Consider the following 15651-nt stretch of genomic DNA (forward strand, 5'->3'; position numbering starts at 1 on the left):
CATCCCGAACTCAGTAGTGAAACGATGCATCGCCGATGGTAGTGTGGGGTTTCCCCATGTGAGAGTAGGTCATCGTCAAGATTAAATTCCGAAACCCCATTTGCGAAAGCAGATGGGGTTTTGTTTTATGTAGAAACTCATGAATTTCATCGGCGCGATGCGAATGCAACGATCCGATACACAGAATTTCTTGACGACCATAGAGCATTGGAACCACCTGATCCCATCCCGAACTCAGTAGTGAAACGATGCATCGCCGATGGTAGTGTGGGGTTTCCCCATGTGAGAGTAGGTCATCGTCAAGATTAAATTCCAAAACCCCTGTCTGTTATACAGACAGGGGTTTTGTCGTTTAGAGGCGCTGGTGGGTGGGGGCCGCACTAGTGGCTCAGAACTGGTAACTTACCGCCGCGCTTACGCTGCGCTCTTCACCCAGATAGCAGAAGTTCAGACTGGCATAGGACGCTACATAAGTTTCATTGGTCAGATTGTTAGCATTCAGCCTTATATCCACGCCCTTCAAGTCGACGTTACCTTAAAGGTATAGCTGCCCAGGAACTTAGCTCCATATGTGCTTCCAATTCCAGCCCCAGCGAACGTACAGCGCCGACAGCACGATAAAAGCTTTTCTGCGGTAGCTTGGTTGCCAGATTTTCCTGATCAATTCGATCAGGTCTTGCAGATAAAACCCGGTCTGCTCCACCCGGCGCAAGTAGCTGGTAGGGCTGTAATAGCGGATAACAGAGTTACCATAGGCTGGGTTAAGCGCATTGATTGGCTCAAGCGACCCACTTGTCCAATCCACCACTGTTTTACGCCCTTGATAGCCCGCACCTATCAGCATGGTTTGCTTGGTCGCCCTAGTGGAGATAGGCCTGTAACGTCAGTGAAGTGTCATCGGTAAAGTCGATGCTCAGACGGGACATCTGCGCCCATAGAGTAGTGAGGAAGGACCCTTGAGAATGTCCACGCGCTCCAGGAAGTACGGATGCAACTTACATCGTGCTATAGGTGCCTCTGTCCCTCATGGACTTCAAGCCATCAAGGTAAATGTTATCCACCGAGCGATCATTTAAGCAGCGCATCGCACTGTAACCCCACCGAGTGCCGGTCCTGAGTTTGCGCTGGCATGCTGGACATAGTGACGCCTATCGGTCGTGAGAACTGATTGAGTACCTGGCTCAGTGGGCCTGCAGCTATCTTGTAGGGTTGATTGACCTGCTCGGCGCGGGCTTCTGCCGCTGAGACACTGATGAGTACCGTACCGCTACCCAGCGCCGTCAACAGCAATGCTGCGCGTATGGCTTGACCCAATAGCGTGTAGGAAGAGTCGAGCGTGTTGCGGGGAAAACACGCTGGCATGTTGAGCATCTGTAGAGCCTGGTGAGCGCAGATTGACTGGCTCACTGTCTAAGCTGGACTCACGGAAAAAAGCCGCCAAAAAAAGTGAAAAATTACACCCTTCGCTCCAGGCTCACCCACCAACGCGTGCGATAGCGCACGTGTACCGGCAGTATGCGTGGCAGTATCGCTAGCAATTTATCGGTGTCCTCCAGGCGGAATGCACCCGACAGCCTTAAATCTGCAATATCCATTGAGCAGCCCAGATAACCAGGGCGATAACGCCTAACTTCTGCAAGGAAGTCGATCAACCGCATATTTCGGGTCAGGAGCAGCCCATCTGACCAAGCAGCAATGTCCATATCTGGCGGCGGAGCAAGCATGGCTTCGGTCTGACGCACGACGTAACTCTCACCTGCGTGAACGCGCGTCGAAAGTCCATCCGGCCTGTGCGGTGAGTGAATCGCTACAGTACCGCTGACCACATTCAAGCGCGTGCAGTCACTGTACTGACGAACTGTAAAACGCCCTTCGATGCCTTCCAGCAAGCCGTGTTGAGCTTGAACCAACAATGGGGCAGAGGAAGCAGCACTGCAGGTCACCAGTATTTCCCCACGCACCAATGTGATCAGACGCTGCTGCGCATTGAAGTCCAGGTCTACCGCGCTGTCTGTGTTGAGTTGCAGGCGAGTGCCATCGGGCAATTGCATGCTGCGGCGCTCGCCGGTGGCTGTTGCGAGGTCAGAAGTCCAGCGCTGCAAACCGGTCAGGTCCCGGCTTAGCCATACTGTTGAGCCCACCAGCAGTGCGCCGGCCAATAACTTCAGTGCCTGCCGCCGTCCCAGGCCTTGTGTACTGTTTTCCAGTGCTTTATGTACCCCGGGGATCGCGGTCAGATGGCTATTGAGCTCCTGTTGTAGCGCCAGTACCCGTTGCCAGGCCAGTTCGTGATCATGATGAGCTTCGCGCCATTGCTCGCATTGCAGGCGCAGCCGTGTATTGGCGGGGTTGTGACGTAAGCGCAGCATCCAACTGATGGCCTGCTTGACCACCCTAGAGTCTGGCGCGGAGCGTGTGGTGTTATTCATTGGCGCCGTAACGCAGGACGGAGCAGTAGTAAAGCGCCTCGGCGACATAACGCTCAACTGACCTCAGTGATATACCCATCTGTTTTGTGATCAGCTTGTACGTTAGCCAATCACACTGAACCATCAGAAATACCTTACGCACCTCAGGTTTTAGCCCTTCCAAAAGCCGGGCGATGTCCTCCAGTAACTCCAATACCAACGCCCGCGTCTCAGCGCTTGGCGCCAGCGCTTCGGACAGATGGGCGATTGACTCGATATAGGCTCGTTCGATCTCCTCGCGGCGCCAGTGATCAACGACCACCCCTCGTGCACTTGTGCGCAACAATGCCCGTAGCGCCTTGAGTTCAAAACGTTCGATTCTCTACAGCAGTCGAATGAAGGCGTTTTGAGGCAGTTCTGCTGCATCTGCGACATTGGCCATACGGCCGCAGCCACGTGTTAAGCCAGTTGTGGTGGGTGCAGTAAAGCGTCTGCACAACGCTATCTTCACGCGAGGTGTATTCAGAGGGAGGCCTGTAAACAAGCTCGTCCAGGCGCTACAGATGTCAATTTGTCTCAGTGCTTGGCAGGCGGAAAAATTTTTTACTTCGCTCCTTGTACGACAACCTTTTGTCGGTTTCCTACCTAAAAAGAAGATCTTTCCCACAAATCACTAAGTTTTACTTCGGCGTGGCCGAAAGCCTGATAAGCCATGTGTGCACCGAAATAGAGCGGCCCGAGACGCTGCCTAGACCGTACATGGAATGCTCCATTCGGCCCGCTCACCCCCCCTTTGGCAAAAAGAAGTCGATGAAATGAATCTCAAGTTCAGTCATAAAATTTTGTTGGCCGCGTCAGGCGTCGTGGTTCTAGCCTTCGCGTTATTTACTCTTTACAACGACTACCTGCAGCGCAGCACCATCAAGCAGAACCTGGAGTCGTCTATCCAGCAGTCGGGTGAGCTCACCGCCAGCAGTGTGCAGAACTGGCTCAGCGGTCGGATATTGGTGCTCGAAAGTCTGACGCAAAACGTTGCCCACCAAGGCAGTGCGGCTGACCTCCCGGGGTTGGTCGATCAACCGGCGTTCACCTCGAACTTCCAGTTCACCTACGTTGGTCAAACCAACGGCGTGTTCACCCAGCGTCCCGACGCAAAGATGCCTGACGGCTACGACCCTCGTCAGCGTCCCTGGTACAAGCAAGCGGTGGCTGCCGATAAGCCCATGCTGACGCCGCCCTATATGGCCGCAGTGGGTGGGCAGATCGTAACGATCGCCATGCCGGTGAAAAAGAACGGCGAGTTGCTCGGTGTGGTCGGCGGTGACCTGAGCCTGCAAACCCTGGTGAAGATCATCAACTCGGTGGACTTCGGCGGTATCGGCCATGCGTTCCTGGTCAGCGGCGACGGCCAAGTCATCGTCAGCCCTGACGAAGACCAAGTGATGAAAAACCTCAAGGACATCTATCCAGGTACCAGCGTCCGGATTGAGAAAGTTAACCAGGAGGTCGTCCTCAAAGGTCAGGACCGCATCCTGTCGTTCACGCCTATCAGCGGTTTGCCCGGTGCTGATTGGTATATCGGTCTGTCGATCGATAAAGACAAAGCCTATGCACCGCTGGGCAAATTCCGCACGTCCGCGTTGATCGCCATGCTGATCGCTGTTGTCGCGATTGCCGTGCTCTTGAGCCTGCTGATTCAAGTATTGCTGCGCCCTCTGACCACCATGGGCATTGCCATGCAGGACATCGCCCAGGGTGAGGGTGACCTGACCCGCCGCTTGACGGTTACCAGCAAAGACGAGTTCGGTGAAGTGGGCAGTGCGTTCAACCGGTTCGTAGAACGTATCCATGCCTCGATCTCCGAAGTGTCTTCAGCAACGCGCCAGGTGCATGACCTGTCCCAGCGTGTGATGGCGTCATCCAACGCTTCGATCATAGGCTCTGACGAGCAGAGCGCACGTACCAACAGCGTCGCCGCAGCAATCAACGAGCTGGGCGCCGCTACTCAGGAAATCGCCCGTAACGCCGCTGACGCCTCACAGCACGCCAGTGGTGCCAGCGAGCAGGCCGACGATGGGCGCAAAGTGGTTGAGCAAACCATCCTGGCAATGTCGGAACTGTCGCAAAAGATCAGCCTGTCCTGCACCCAGATCGAAACGCTGAACGCCAGCACCGACAACATCGGCCACATCCTTGATGTGATCAAAGGCATCTCCCAGCAAACCAACTTGCTGGCATTGAACGCGGCAATCGAAGCAGCACGTGCTGGTGAAGCCGGACGCGGGTTCGCCGTGGTCGCCGATGAGGTGCGTAACCTGGCTCACCGTACCCAGGAGTCGGCTGAAGAGATTCATAAGATGATCACTTCGCTGCAAGTGGGCTCGCGTGAGGCGGTGACCACCATGAATGCCAGCCAGACCTCCAGCGAAGAAAGCGTTCAGGTGGCCAACCAGGCCGGTGAGCGCCTGGTCAGCGTAACGCAGCGAATCGTCGAGATCGACGGCATGAACCAGTCCGTGGCCGCCGCTACTGAGGAACAGACTGCCGTGGTGGAAACCCTCAACGTCGACATCAACCAGATCAACCTGCTGAACCAGCAAGGTGTGACCAACCTCAACGAAACCCTGAAAGACTGCGATGCGCTGTCTCAACAGGCCAATCGGTTGAAGCAGTTGGTCGATAGCTTCAAAATTTGATCTGCTGAGTGTGTAGGAGCGAGCGATCTCGCTCCTATCGCTTACCCAGCAAGCGGCGAACATTCTCCAGGGCGCCATCGGCGAACCCCTGCACAAACTGCTCAAATCCCACCTGTGCTGCGTCTAAGGGCTCGGCAATGATGGTCCAGGTTACCCTGGAGCAGTGCTCTCCAAGAGCGTCTACTTTGATTGCCGCCCACAGCCTGGCCACGCCCAGGGTGTTGTAGATCGTGGTCCAGGTCATGTGCATCGCGTGCTCATCCCAGCTATTTAGCTGTTCCACCACTCGGTTGCCATCGCGGAAAAATTTCGTGCGTAAGGCGCCCACACCGGTGCCGGTCATTTCGATATGCGTCAGGGCCGGTATGAAGGTATCGAAGCCTGCAAACCGTCCCACCGTGTTCCATAGGCGGGTGGCATGGCAGTCGATCACCACAGAGGCCACGATCGGCCGGCCGTTTGGGTTATGAATTAACGTATCGGGTTGCAGCGGTTTCATGAAGTTGTCCTGAAGCGGTTCAGAGAAAGCCGATGGTCTTAAGGTAATTGCAGCCTCTACTCAGCAGCACCGCGTTCTTTTCGGGGTACTGCTCGCCCATCTGCTGGACGCCGTGTTGTGCGTTGTCATGACGGATCATCAACGTGTCGCCAATGTCTTCATCCAGTCGATCCAGGTAAAACCCGATTACGCCAAACAACGCATTGTCCTGGCCCGCTGTTCGCAGCGCCTGCTGCCAACGCGCAGTACTCACCCGTTCGAACCGATGGCCCGCCCGGCTGAACGCATCCAGGTAGTGATCCCAGCTCAATGGCTGTGGGTTGTGCAGGTTGAATACGCTTCTGTCCGCTTCAAAGCGCGTGCAGTGGTAAGCAATGAATCGAGCCAGGAAGTCCACGGGCATTAGGTCGAAATTCAGATCTAGCCGAGGCAACATTCCCAACTGCAGAGACCCCTTAAGCATCAGCATCAGGCGATTCTTCTGCGGCTGGCAGACACCGTTGCGACTGTTGAAGCTGATATTTCCAGGGCGATGGATATTTACCCAGGCACCTTGCGCGACCGCACGCCCCAACACTCGCTCGGCTGCCCACTTGGATAGGTTGTAGCCATTGCGGATGTACAGCGGCAGGGTGGTCGCAGCCGCTGCTTCGAGCACATACCCTTGCGGGTCGATGCTGCTGGACGCCGACAACGTTGAGACAAAGTTGAAGACCTTCTTGCAGCGGGTCTCGCACAGGCGCAGGCATTCGAATATGGGTTCAACGTTGTCTCTGGTCAGTGACGCGTAGTCCATCACGTGGTTGACCTGCGCCGCGTTATGCACCAGCACGCCAAAGTCTGCGGCGAGCGTGTCATACACCTCGCAGGTCAAACCCAATCGCGGCAGGCTGATGTCGGCGGCGACTACCCGTACCCGGCTCAAGTCCAGGTGTTCCAGGTGGTATTCGCGCAGCGACTGGGTAAAGCGTGCCATTGCAGGCTTCCCCGGCATCTCACGTACCAGGCATGCCACCTCGGTTACACCAGAGGCCAGCAATGCTTCGACAATATGGACGCCGACGAAACTGTTGGCCCCCGTCACAATCACCTTGTGCGGATCACCAGCGCAATTCCTATGCAAGGGAGTGATCACCCAATCCCGTTGGGCATCCAAGACTGCCTGGCCAGAGGATGCGTCGGGTGGTTCTCCGTCCTCCATCAGCGTTGCGAGCGTACGAATCGTCGGAACTTCAATGAAGTGGCTCAACGCGAAACTACGCCCAAATTGCTCGCGTACACGCAACAAGAGAGTCGACAGCAAAATTGAATGGCCGCCCAACGCGAAGAAGCTTTCGTCGATGGACAACTGATGGCTGGGCACACCCAGCAGCTCGCTCCACACCTCGCTCAATCGTGCTTGAAGCGGTGTGTGTGGAGCCCGGTGCGCAGCGCTGAAAATCGGTTGGAAGGGGAGCGCCAGCAGCGTCTTCCGGTCGACCTTGCCGTTGTTGGTGTACGGCATGCCTGGCAGTTCCACCCAGAAACCGGGTTGCATATAGTCCGGTAGCCGGTGGCGCGCATGCTGCTGCAGGGCCACCAGCGTGGCGCCGGGTGCGGGCTGGGCGACAAAGACGCAGATCCTGCTTTCATGATCGATCACTACCGCCAGTTCGCGATACAGCCGGCTATTGCGCAGGCATTGTTCAATCTCTCGGGGTTCGACCCGGAAACCGCGGATCTTCACCTGATCGTCGCGACGCCCACCCAGCACAATCCCTTGGGCCGTCCACTGTGCCAAGTCGCCGCTGCGGTAGGCCCGCAGCGGTTGGCCGCTCGGCATCAGCAGTTCGACGAATGGGCTGTCAGCCTGATGCGGCGCATTCACATAGCCCAGACTTAATCCGGGGCCGACGATGTACAACTCGCCCATCACCTGTTCATCCACAGGTTGCAGATCGTCATCGAGTATCAGCACCTGGCTATTGGCGATCGGGTGGCCAACGTTGCGATTGTTGTCATCGGGTGCGAGCGTCCGGTGCGTAATCAGCACTGTGGTTTCGGTGGGGCCATAGAGGTTGTGAAGCTGACACTGCGCTGCCAGTCGCTCGACGACATGGGGTTCGCAGGCATCGCCACCGGTGAGCAGGTGCGTCACACCCAAGGGTTGATCCAGCGGCAGGATATTGAGCAGCGCGGGCGGTAGGAAGGCATGGGTAACGCACTGTCGACGGAGCAGTTCCACCAGTTGCTCAGGGTCGCGTCGTTGTTCTTCACTGGGCACGATCAACTGCGCACCTGCAATCAGCGCAGGGAAAATGTCGATCAATGACGAGTCGAAACCCAGGGGCGAAAACTGTAGAACGCGGCTCCATTCATCTGGCTTCATGCAGGACCCAAGCCAAGCAGTGAAGTGCGCCAGGTTACCTTGACTGAGGAGCACCCCCTTGGGCTGGCCCGTGCTGCCAGAGGTATAGAGCACCATGCACGGCATATCCGAGCAGGGCCGATTGTGCATCAGCGGATGAGCAAATTTGAGGGTGTGTGGCTCAACGGTGCTGACATCGAGTGAAGTGAAATGCGCCCGTAACGGGTGCTGGCCGGTATCCAGCAACACTTGAGCCCCGGCGCTTTCGAGCATGGTCTGATGCCGTTTAAGAGGCTGCTCAGATTCCAGTGGCAGGTACACCGCGCCACAGCCGAGCAGCGCAAGAATGCTGGCGTACAGTTCGATGGACTTTTCCATGCACACGCCAACTATCCACGGCGTTTCAACAGCCTCCAGCAAGGGCTGTAATCGTTGCTGGATTGCTATGGCTTGAAGGTGCAACTCGCGGTAGGTCACCGTGTGCCCGGCGATATTCAGAGCCGTCCGGTCAGCGAAGGCATAAAGGCTGGACTGGAGCTGTTCGATCACAGGCACCTGGGCTTTCTGGATCAGGTTGGGGTCTGCCGTACGATTGAATCGGTGCATAAAGGCCAGCGTCTCCAGCCCCCGCAAGCTCTGCTCGGGCCAGTCAGTGGCAATCGCACTCGTAGAGAGAGCCCCGGGATCACGTGAAAAACCACTGACGAGCAGCGCGACCCAGTCCACCACTGTGTCTGTGACCTGCCGACGCAGTCGCTGGCCGTTACCACTGGGTTCTTCGGCGATGTCCAGCACGGCAGACAAACGTCGCTCACGGTCATAGGCGCGCAATTGCAACAGGGGCAACCCGCAATCGGTTACCGGACCGACCCCAAGGCGCAGACTTATACAGGAGGCTTTGCCCACGTCATCCGGCAACGGCAGGCTACCGTCTTCAATCCACAGGTCGATGTTCTTATCGCCCGACACATGCCCGTATTGCTCCAATACGGGCCTGATGGCGCCAAGTGCCTTGCTTGTTCCGAGCCAGCCGATTGTCAGGCACCTCATGGCGACACCGGCAGGTAGTCGTTCAGCGCCTGCGCCACACTTGGCGTTTGCAGCAAGCCGCTGTGTTGCAGGAAACCCATGATATTGCCCATCAACGGGTGCTGGCGGGTGATGGGAAACGCCAGCGCTGCGACTTCATCGCGCAGATTCCCGCGTAGGCGATCGCTGATGTCGAGGTGCTCGATCAGTTGCAGGTCGAAGTTTTTCTGCAGGTCGTTGGTCAGGTAATGCGCCAGGAATGTGGGCAGTACCTGAGCGATGCTGTCACGGTCGTCCGGGCTCGCGGTTTGCCAGTAAATACGCACCAGCCGGGTCCAGAACTGCGCGTGGCGGCCTTCGTCAAACAGGTGGTCGGCCATCAAGCCACGAACGGAAGCTTTGACACTGCTGTCCTTAGAGAACGCTGCGACATCGTGGGTTACGGTGTTTTCGGCGATAGCCACGCCAATCAGTTCCACAGCATCGCTCAGATGGGCGGGGGCCTGCGCCTGTGCCGCCGGCAGCGCACGGCTCAGTTCGATATGCTCCGGCAGGTCGAGCGGTTGTATGCCGGTCATTTCCACTGTCTGTTGCAGGAAATCCAGCGCTACCAAGGCGTGGTAGTCCTCATCCACCACCACCGTCATCGCATCAACGCGACAGGCTAGGGGGAAGGGTAGCGAGAAGCGATTCTTGGCAATATTGCGCGCAGTTTTTTCGACGATTTCGGTTTCAAAAATGACCACGTCGTTGATGAATTTGTAGAAGCTTTGCACCAGCACGAAGTCGCGCCATTGTGCGCAGTGTTCAACAAAGGTCTTGCTGAGTACCAAGGGTTGGCGGCACATCGGATAGATCAGATTTTCATCGTTTTCCAGCAAGCGGCGAGGGCGTGTACGGATGGTCGCGCGGCGTTCCCAGTCGTCGGCGATGGGGGTGTAGCCCACGGTATTCATGGGCGCACCTCTTGCAGCGCGGCCCGCACCTCGTCCCAGAACGTGATACGGCTTTCTACGGCGGCGAGGGCTGCTTCGTCGGCTTGTTGCGGGTAACTCGGAGCCACTGCCAGCAAGCGTTCGAGCAACTGCTCAGCTGCCGGCCCATGATGCTCAGCGTCTAACTCGACGTGGCGCTCGAAGTAGCCGCACAAGGTGGGTGCTTGGCGATGGATAAACGTATCAGTCTGCAGGATGCGTTCGAACATGCGTGGGACGACACACTCACGGCCATGAAGGAATACGGCGGCTACACAATGGGTGGGTGCGTTCAGTGCCATGTGCAATGTGTCGCTGACGAAGCGTGCAGCACCAGCAGGAGCGTTCGACATGCTCAGGACAGTATTTGCATCAACGCCTTGGTGTTGCAGTGCAATGAAACGGTTTATCGACGAGGTGCTGGCGCCGACTTCGACCATGGCTTCCAAGTACAACTCGAAGTGGCTGCAATAGCCTTGCCTGGGGTGTGAGTCCGACTCTTCGCCCAGCACTATCTCATTGATCAGGCGTGCAGCGTTCGGGTCGGCCGGTGGCAGCCAAGGCAGGCGAGTGCATGTCAGGTCCTGTTGCAGGCGTTTGGTGAGTGTCATGAAGTCCCAAACTGCAAACACATGGTGCTCCATGAATAGTTGTAATTTTTGCAGTGAGGTTATTTCCAGAAATAACGGATGGTTGCACAACTTCAGTTTTCTTTTTTCAAGTAATGGTGGGTACATGGTTGATGCCTATGAGTTGTTGCGTCTGCTGTTTAAGCAGTATTGGGTTGTTGTGAGTGGCAAGGAGATAAAGAGATATAAGCCAGACTTGGCGCGCACAAACGCTCGCGCGATTGGGGCTGCGCCGTCGAGTTAAGTGTCTGGTTTAGTGGCGGTGGATAATAAGCGGGTTAAACAAGTTGGTAAGCATATGAATGCATTAGATGTTTTGCTAAATAATATTAGCTGTCGGCAACTTGCATTATAAGAGTGAGAAGTTTCTTCGGCGCGGGGTGTGCTACCTGATCAGGTAGGAAGCCCCGCAGCTCTGGAGCGTCAAGACGAGAGACCTGGCGCTTTGTTATGGGGTGTTTTTTACAGTGGTATTCGGGCTGTTGAGATAGGCTGTGATCACTTCCATTCCGCGCATCAAGTGATTACGCAGTGTCAGGATGCTTTCGTCGGTTTTCCTCTGCGCCACAAGGTTTAGCAGTTCACGGTGATCTTCCTGGGATGTCTCACCCAGCCCCATCGCTTCTAGGTTGAAACGCAGGAAGCGCTCTTCCTCATTTAACCCGTGCTCTACCAATTTGAGCAGCCGTTGGTTAGGCGCCTTGCTGTAAAGGGTCATGTGAAACAGGCGGTTGAGACGACCGATCTCGGTGTAGTCCTTTTCCTGTTCGAGGGCACAAATGAAATTCTCTGCATCGGCCAGATCTGCTTCGGTCAGCAAGGGAATCGACAAGCGTAGCGCTTCAGACTCCAGCAACAGTCGCAGCTCATAGGTCTCAGCTGAGTTGTCTTCGATCAACGGTGCCACGACGGCGCCCTTGTGGGTGACCACATGCAGCAGTGACTGCGCCTCTAACTGGCGCAAGGCTTCACGCACCGGCATGCGGCTGACCCCGAACAGGCTGGCGAGCTCCTGCTGGCGCATGGCGGTACCGCAGGGCAACCGGCCATCGAGGATGGCATTGCGCAATGTTTCTTCAATCACGGAGCGAGCGAGATGGGCGGGAATAGGACCGCTGATCTTGATGCTGTTCAAAGGGTTCGGCTTCTGCGTCACGGCTACGCTATCCTCCTTATTCAAAGAGTGGTGGCTAATTGGATCCAATGCACACTAGTGGCTGCCAATAAGCTTGTCAAACGGCCACGGTTTCGGCTTGTAAGCGTTTCAACGCGGGGCTCCGGTGGCCCACATCCGAGCTTTCCGGGGTCTTACACGCTGCTGCCATGTTGCGACATTCCCGCATATCGATATTCATTAACGGTATTTAAAATGCCGTTCTTATACCTATAAAGTCACTCTCCTGTCTGACCGGGAGTGAACTCATGTCTGCCACCTCTACTGTTCCAACAGCGATCCTTTCCGCCCAGGATTTCGAGGTTCGCCCGCTGCCCGGCAGCGTCGGTGCGGAGATTATCGGTCTGGACCTGTCCCGGCCAGTCAATGACCAGGATTTCGCGCGTATTCATCGCGCGCACCTGGATCACCATGTGGTGGTCTTTCGCGACCAGCGCATCACCCCCGAACAACAGATTGCCTTCAGTCGCCGTTTTGGCGTGCTGCAGATCCACGTACTCAAACAGTTTCTGCTGGCCAACCACCCGGAAATCCTGATCGTTTCCAACATTATCGAAAACGGCCAATCCATCGGCCTGGGCGACGCGGGTAAATTCTGGCATTCGGACCTGTCCTATAAAGAACTGCCGAGCCTTGGCTCGATGCTCCATGCGCAGGAGTTGCCCTCTGAAGGGGGCGACACTTTGTTCGCCGACATGCACAAAGCCTGGGACCAACTGCCCGAGCACCTGCGCAACGCTGTCGAAGGCCGCAGCGCCGCCCATTCCTACACCGCGCGCTACAGCGAGACCAAGTTCGAAGGCAATTGGCGCCCCACGCTTACTCCCGAGCAGTTGGCGCAAGTCGCAGAAGTGGTACACCCGATTGTGCGCACCCACCCGGAAAACGGCCGCAAAGCGTTGTTCGTCAGTGAAGGGTTCACCACCCGTATCGTCGGCCTGCCGGAAGACGAAAGCCGCGATCTGCTGGCTCAGCTGTACGCCCACAGCGTGCTGCCGCACAACATCTATCGCCACCAATGGCAGCCTCACGACCTGGTGTTCTGGGACAACCGTTCGCTGATCCACTTGGCCGCCGGTTGCCCGAGCCATCTGCGCCGCAAGCTGTTTCGCACCACCATCCAGGGCGACGCGCCTTTCTGATTCGGAGCATGACCATGTCCAGGAACATTCCATTTGCACGATTGGCCGCCACAGTTGGATTGGGTATCAGTCTGTTGGCGGGCAGCCTCGTCGCTCCAGCAGCGGCCCAGGCCGAAGGCGAGATCCGCATCGCCGAACAATTCGGCATCGTCTACCTGCTGCTCAACGTGGTGCGCGACCAGAACCTCATCGAGAAATACGGCAAGCAGGAAGGCATCGACATCAAGGTCGACTGGACCCAACTTTCCGGTGGCGCGGCAGTCAACGATGCGCTGCTGTCCGGCTCCATCGATATCGCCGGTGCCGGTGTCGGTCCACTGCTGACCATCTGGGATCGCACCCACGGTAAGCAGAACGTCAAGGCCGTAGCGTCCCTGGGTAACTTCCCGTACTACCTGGTCAGCAACAATCCCAAGGTCAAGACCATTGCCGATTTCACCGACCAGGACCGTATCGCCGTGCCTGCGGTGGGCGTTTCGGTACAGTCGCGCTTCCTGCAATACGCCGCTGCCAAGCAGTGGGGTGATAAGGAATTCAATCGCCTCGACAAGTACACCGTCGCCGTCCCGCACCCTGACGCCACCGCCGCATTGATCGCAGGCGGTACTGAACTGACCGGGCACTTTTCCAACCCGCCATTCCAGGACCAGGCCCTGGCCAACCCCAATGTGCATGTGGTGCTGAACACCTATGACCTGCTGGGGCCGAACTCACCGACGGTGTTGTTCGCCACCGAAAAATTCCGCAACGACAACCCGAAAACCTACAAGGCCTTTGTGGACGCGTTGACCGAAGCCGCACAATTCGCCCAGAACGATAAGGGCGCCGCAGCCGACACTTACATCCGCGTGACCAAGGCCAAGATCGACCGCGCCGAGCTGCTCAAGATCATCGACAACCCGCAGTTCGAGTTCAGCGTCACGCCGAAAAACACCTACCCGCTGGCGGAATTCCTCTACCGCGTCGGCGCCATCAAAAACAAGCCTGAATCGTGGAAGGACTACTTCTTCCAGGACGCCAAGCCCCTGCAAGGAAGCTGAGATGAACGCGCCCTTGCAAGGCCACACGGCCAGCAACCTGCACACCGCCGAGCCGTTGCTGGCGGTGGATAGCGTCAGCCTCGAATACCGTACTCCCGAGCGCGTGGTACGGGCCACGCACCAAGTCAGTTTCGAGATCGATCCGGCTGACCGTTACGTGCTGCTGGGCCCTTCGGGCTGCGGCAAATCCACGTTGCTCAAGTCCATCGCCGGGTTTATCAAACCGTGCGAAGGCGAGATTCGTTTGCTGGGGCAAAAGGTCGAACAACCCGGCCCGGACCGCATTGTGGTGTTCCAGGAATTCGACCAACTGCCACCGTGGAAAACCGTCAAACAGAACGTGATGTTCCCACTGTTGGCGTCCAAGACCCTCAAGCGCCGTGAGGCCGAAGAACGCGCGCTGCACTACCTGGACAAGGTGGGCCTGAGTGCCTTCGCCGACGCTTACCCCCACACGCTTTCCGGCGGCATGAAAGCCCGTGTGGCCATCGCGCGCGCGCTGGCGATGCAGCCGAAAATCCTGCTGATGGACGAACCCTTCGCCGCCCTTGATGCCCTGACCCGGCGCAAGATGCAGGAAGAATTGCTGCTGCTCTGGGAGGAGGTGCGCTTCACCTTGTTGTTCGTCACCCACTCCATCGAAGAAGCACTCGTGGTGGGCAATCGCATTCTGTTGCTGTCCCCCCATCCGGGGCGCGTACGTGCAGAAATCCACAGCCATCAATACGACCTGCACAGCTTGGGCGGTGTGGACTTCCAGGCGTCGGCGCGGCGTATTCATCGCTTGTTGTTCGATGAAACCAGCGCAGCGGAACCCGAGTTGGGTTTTGCCGACATCCGCATCGCTTACTAAGGGGGCAACCCATGCGCCAGGAATATGAAGTCACCCTCGAACCGCTGCTCAGTGTCCCCGTGGAGCGCGAGTTGCCCCTGCGCCAACGCCTTTGGCAACAAGGCTGGCTGCGCAAGGGCCTGATCCTGATCGTGCTTGCGATCCTCTGGGAAGTCGTGGCGCGCTATCAGAACAACGACCTGCTGCTACCGAGCTTTCTGCAGACTTTTAACGCGCTGTCCGACGGCCTGCTCAGCGGTGAACTGCTGAGCAAGGTGAGTATCTCGCTGGTGGTGCTGATCAAGGGTTACCTGATCGGCATAGTGCTGGCCTTTGCCCTGACCACCTTGGCTGTGTCGACCCAATTGGGCCGCGACCTGCTGAGCACCCTGACCTCGATGTTCAATCCACTGCCGGCCATTGCGTTGCTGCCGCTGGCGCTGCTGTGGTTCGGCCTGGGCCAGAACAGCCTGATTTTCGTGCTGGTGCATTCGGTGTTGTGGGCGCTGGCGCTCAACACCTATTCGGGGTTCCTCGGTGTGTCCGAGACGCTGCGCATGGCGGGTCGCAACTATGGTCTGAAGGGCATGCGCTTTGTGCTGTTTATCCTGATCCCGGCTGCACTGCCGTCGATCCTCGCCGGCCTGAAAATCGGCTGGGCGTTTGCCTGGCGCACGCTGATCGCCGCCGAGTTGGTGTTCGGCGCCACCAGCGGCAAGGGCGGGCTGGGTTGGTACATCTTCCAGAACCGCAATGAGCTATATACCGACAAGGTGTTTGCCGGGTTGGCGGTGGTGATCCTGATCGGCCTACTGGTGGAAAACCTCGTGTTTGGCACCTTCGAGCGGCTCACCGTGAAGCGTTGGGGCATGCAGCGCTAA

Annotated in this window: 11 protein-coding genes, 2 rRNA genes and 2 pseudogenes; 7 read left to right on the forward strand and 8 right to left on the reverse strand. The window is 57.2% G+C overall.

The window, feature by feature from the left end:
* Together rrf (G9Q84_RS30030) and rrf (G9Q84_RS22340) are read left to right on the forward strand one after the other, a co-directional pair.
* Window positions 1-81 (forward strand): 5S ribosomal RNA (gene rrf / locus G9Q84_RS30030); the annotation flags it as partial.
* A gap of 108 nt (window positions 82-189) precedes the next feature.
* A 5S ribosomal RNA gene (rrf, locus tag G9Q84_RS22340) occupies window positions 190-305 on the forward strand.
* A gap of 83 nt (window positions 306-388) precedes the next feature.
* Here the strand turns inward: rrf (G9Q84_RS22340) and G9Q84_RS22345 are convergent.
* The 3 genes and pseudogenes from G9Q84_RS22345 to G9Q84_RS22355 all read right to left on the reverse strand — a co-directional run bounded on the left by G9Q84_RS22345 (window position 389) and on the right by G9Q84_RS22355 (window position 2905).
* Window positions 389-1371 (reverse strand): annotated as a pseudogene (locus G9Q84_RS22345) (TonB-dependent receptor plug domain-containing protein).
* Between the two features lie 83 nt (window positions 1372-1454).
* Window positions 1455-2429 carry a FecR domain-containing protein gene (locus G9Q84_RS22350; protein WP_181644112.1) on the reverse strand — a complete coding sequence of 325 codons (975 nt, stop codon included), beginning with the start codon at window positions 2427-2429 and terminating at the stop codon, window positions 1455-1457.
* Window positions 2422-2905 (reverse strand): annotated as a pseudogene (locus tag G9Q84_RS22355) (sigma-70 family RNA polymerase sigma factor). Before G9Q84_RS22355 ends, G9Q84_RS22350 begins: the two are co-directional and overlap by 8 nt.
* Before the next feature lie 318 nt (window positions 2906-3223).
* On the opposite strand from G9Q84_RS22355, the gene G9Q84_RS22360 reads away from it, so the two are divergent.
* Entirely contained in the window at window positions 3224-5104 is a 1881-nt protein-coding gene (locus tag G9Q84_RS22360) for a methyl-accepting chemotaxis protein (RefSeq protein WP_032884796.1), read from the forward strand.
* A gap of 34 nt (window positions 5105-5138) precedes the next feature.
* On the opposite strand, the gene G9Q84_RS22365 is transcribed toward G9Q84_RS22360, so the two are convergent.
* From G9Q84_RS22365 to G9Q84_RS22385, 5 genes are all read right to left on the reverse strand, one after another.
* Window positions 5139-5603 carry an SRPBCC family protein gene (locus G9Q84_RS22365; RefSeq protein ID WP_032884798.1) on the reverse strand — a complete coding sequence of 155 codons (465 nt, stop codon included), beginning with the start codon at window positions 5601-5603 and terminating at the stop codon, window positions 5139-5141.
* A 19-nt stretch (window positions 5604-5622) separates the two neighbouring features.
* The gene (locus tag G9Q84_RS22370; RefSeq protein ID WP_181644113.1) at window positions 5623-9000 is read right to left on the reverse strand and encodes an amino acid adenylation domain-containing protein; all 3378 of its coding nucleotides are present in this window, start codon (window positions 8998-9000) and stop codon (window positions 5623-5625) included.
* Complete coding sequence (locus tag G9Q84_RS22375) at window positions 8997-9935, reverse strand: diiron oxygenase (RefSeq protein WP_181644114.1); 939 nt, start codon at window positions 9933-9935, stop codon at window positions 8997-8999. Before G9Q84_RS22375 ends, G9Q84_RS22370 begins: the two co-directional genes overlap by 4 nt.
* On the reverse strand, window positions 9932-10690 hold the full coding sequence (locus tag G9Q84_RS22380) for a DUF3050 domain-containing protein (protein ID WP_181644115.1): 759 nt from the start codon (window positions 10688-10690) through the stop codon (window positions 9932-9934). Before G9Q84_RS22380 ends, G9Q84_RS22375 begins: the two co-directional genes overlap by 4 nt.
* Before the next feature lie 340 nt (window positions 10691-11030).
* Window positions 11031-11738: a GntR family transcriptional regulator gene (locus tag G9Q84_RS22385; RefSeq protein ID WP_032884807.1), complete on the reverse strand. Its 708-nt coding sequence runs from the start codon at window positions 11736-11738 to the stop codon at window positions 11031-11033.
* Between the two features lie 266 nt (window positions 11739-12004).
* Between G9Q84_RS22385 and G9Q84_RS22390 the strand changes: the two genes are divergently transcribed.
* The 4 genes from G9Q84_RS22390 to G9Q84_RS22405 are packed head-to-tail and all read left to right on the forward strand — an operon-like array spanning window position 12005 to window position 15651.
* Window positions 12005-12898: a TauD/TfdA dioxygenase family protein gene (locus G9Q84_RS22390; protein ID WP_181644116.1), complete on the forward strand. Its 894-nt coding sequence runs from the start codon at window positions 12005-12007 to the stop codon at window positions 12896-12898.
* 14 nt (window positions 12899-12912) lie between these two features.
* The gene (locus G9Q84_RS22395; protein WP_095186342.1) at window positions 12913-13938 is read left to right on the forward strand and encodes an ABC transporter substrate-binding protein; all 1026 of its coding nucleotides are present in this window, start codon (window positions 12913-12915) and stop codon (window positions 13936-13938) included.
* A 1-nt stretch (window position 13939) separates the two neighbouring features.
* Window positions 13940-14791: an ABC transporter ATP-binding protein gene (locus G9Q84_RS22400; RefSeq protein WP_032884813.1), complete on the forward strand. Its 852-nt coding sequence runs from the start codon at window positions 13940-13942 to the stop codon at window positions 14789-14791.
* A gap of 11 nt (window positions 14792-14802) precedes the next feature.
* A complete protein-coding gene (locus G9Q84_RS22405; protein ID WP_181644117.1) occupies window positions 14803-15651 on the forward strand; it encodes an ABC transporter permease in 849 nt (282 codons plus the stop codon).

The sequence above is a fragment of the Pseudomonas sivasensis genome, from assembly GCF_013778505.1.
In the GTDB taxonomy this organism is placed as follows: Bacteria; Pseudomonadota; Gammaproteobacteria; order Pseudomonadales; family Pseudomonadaceae; genus Aquipseudomonas; species Aquipseudomonas sivasensis.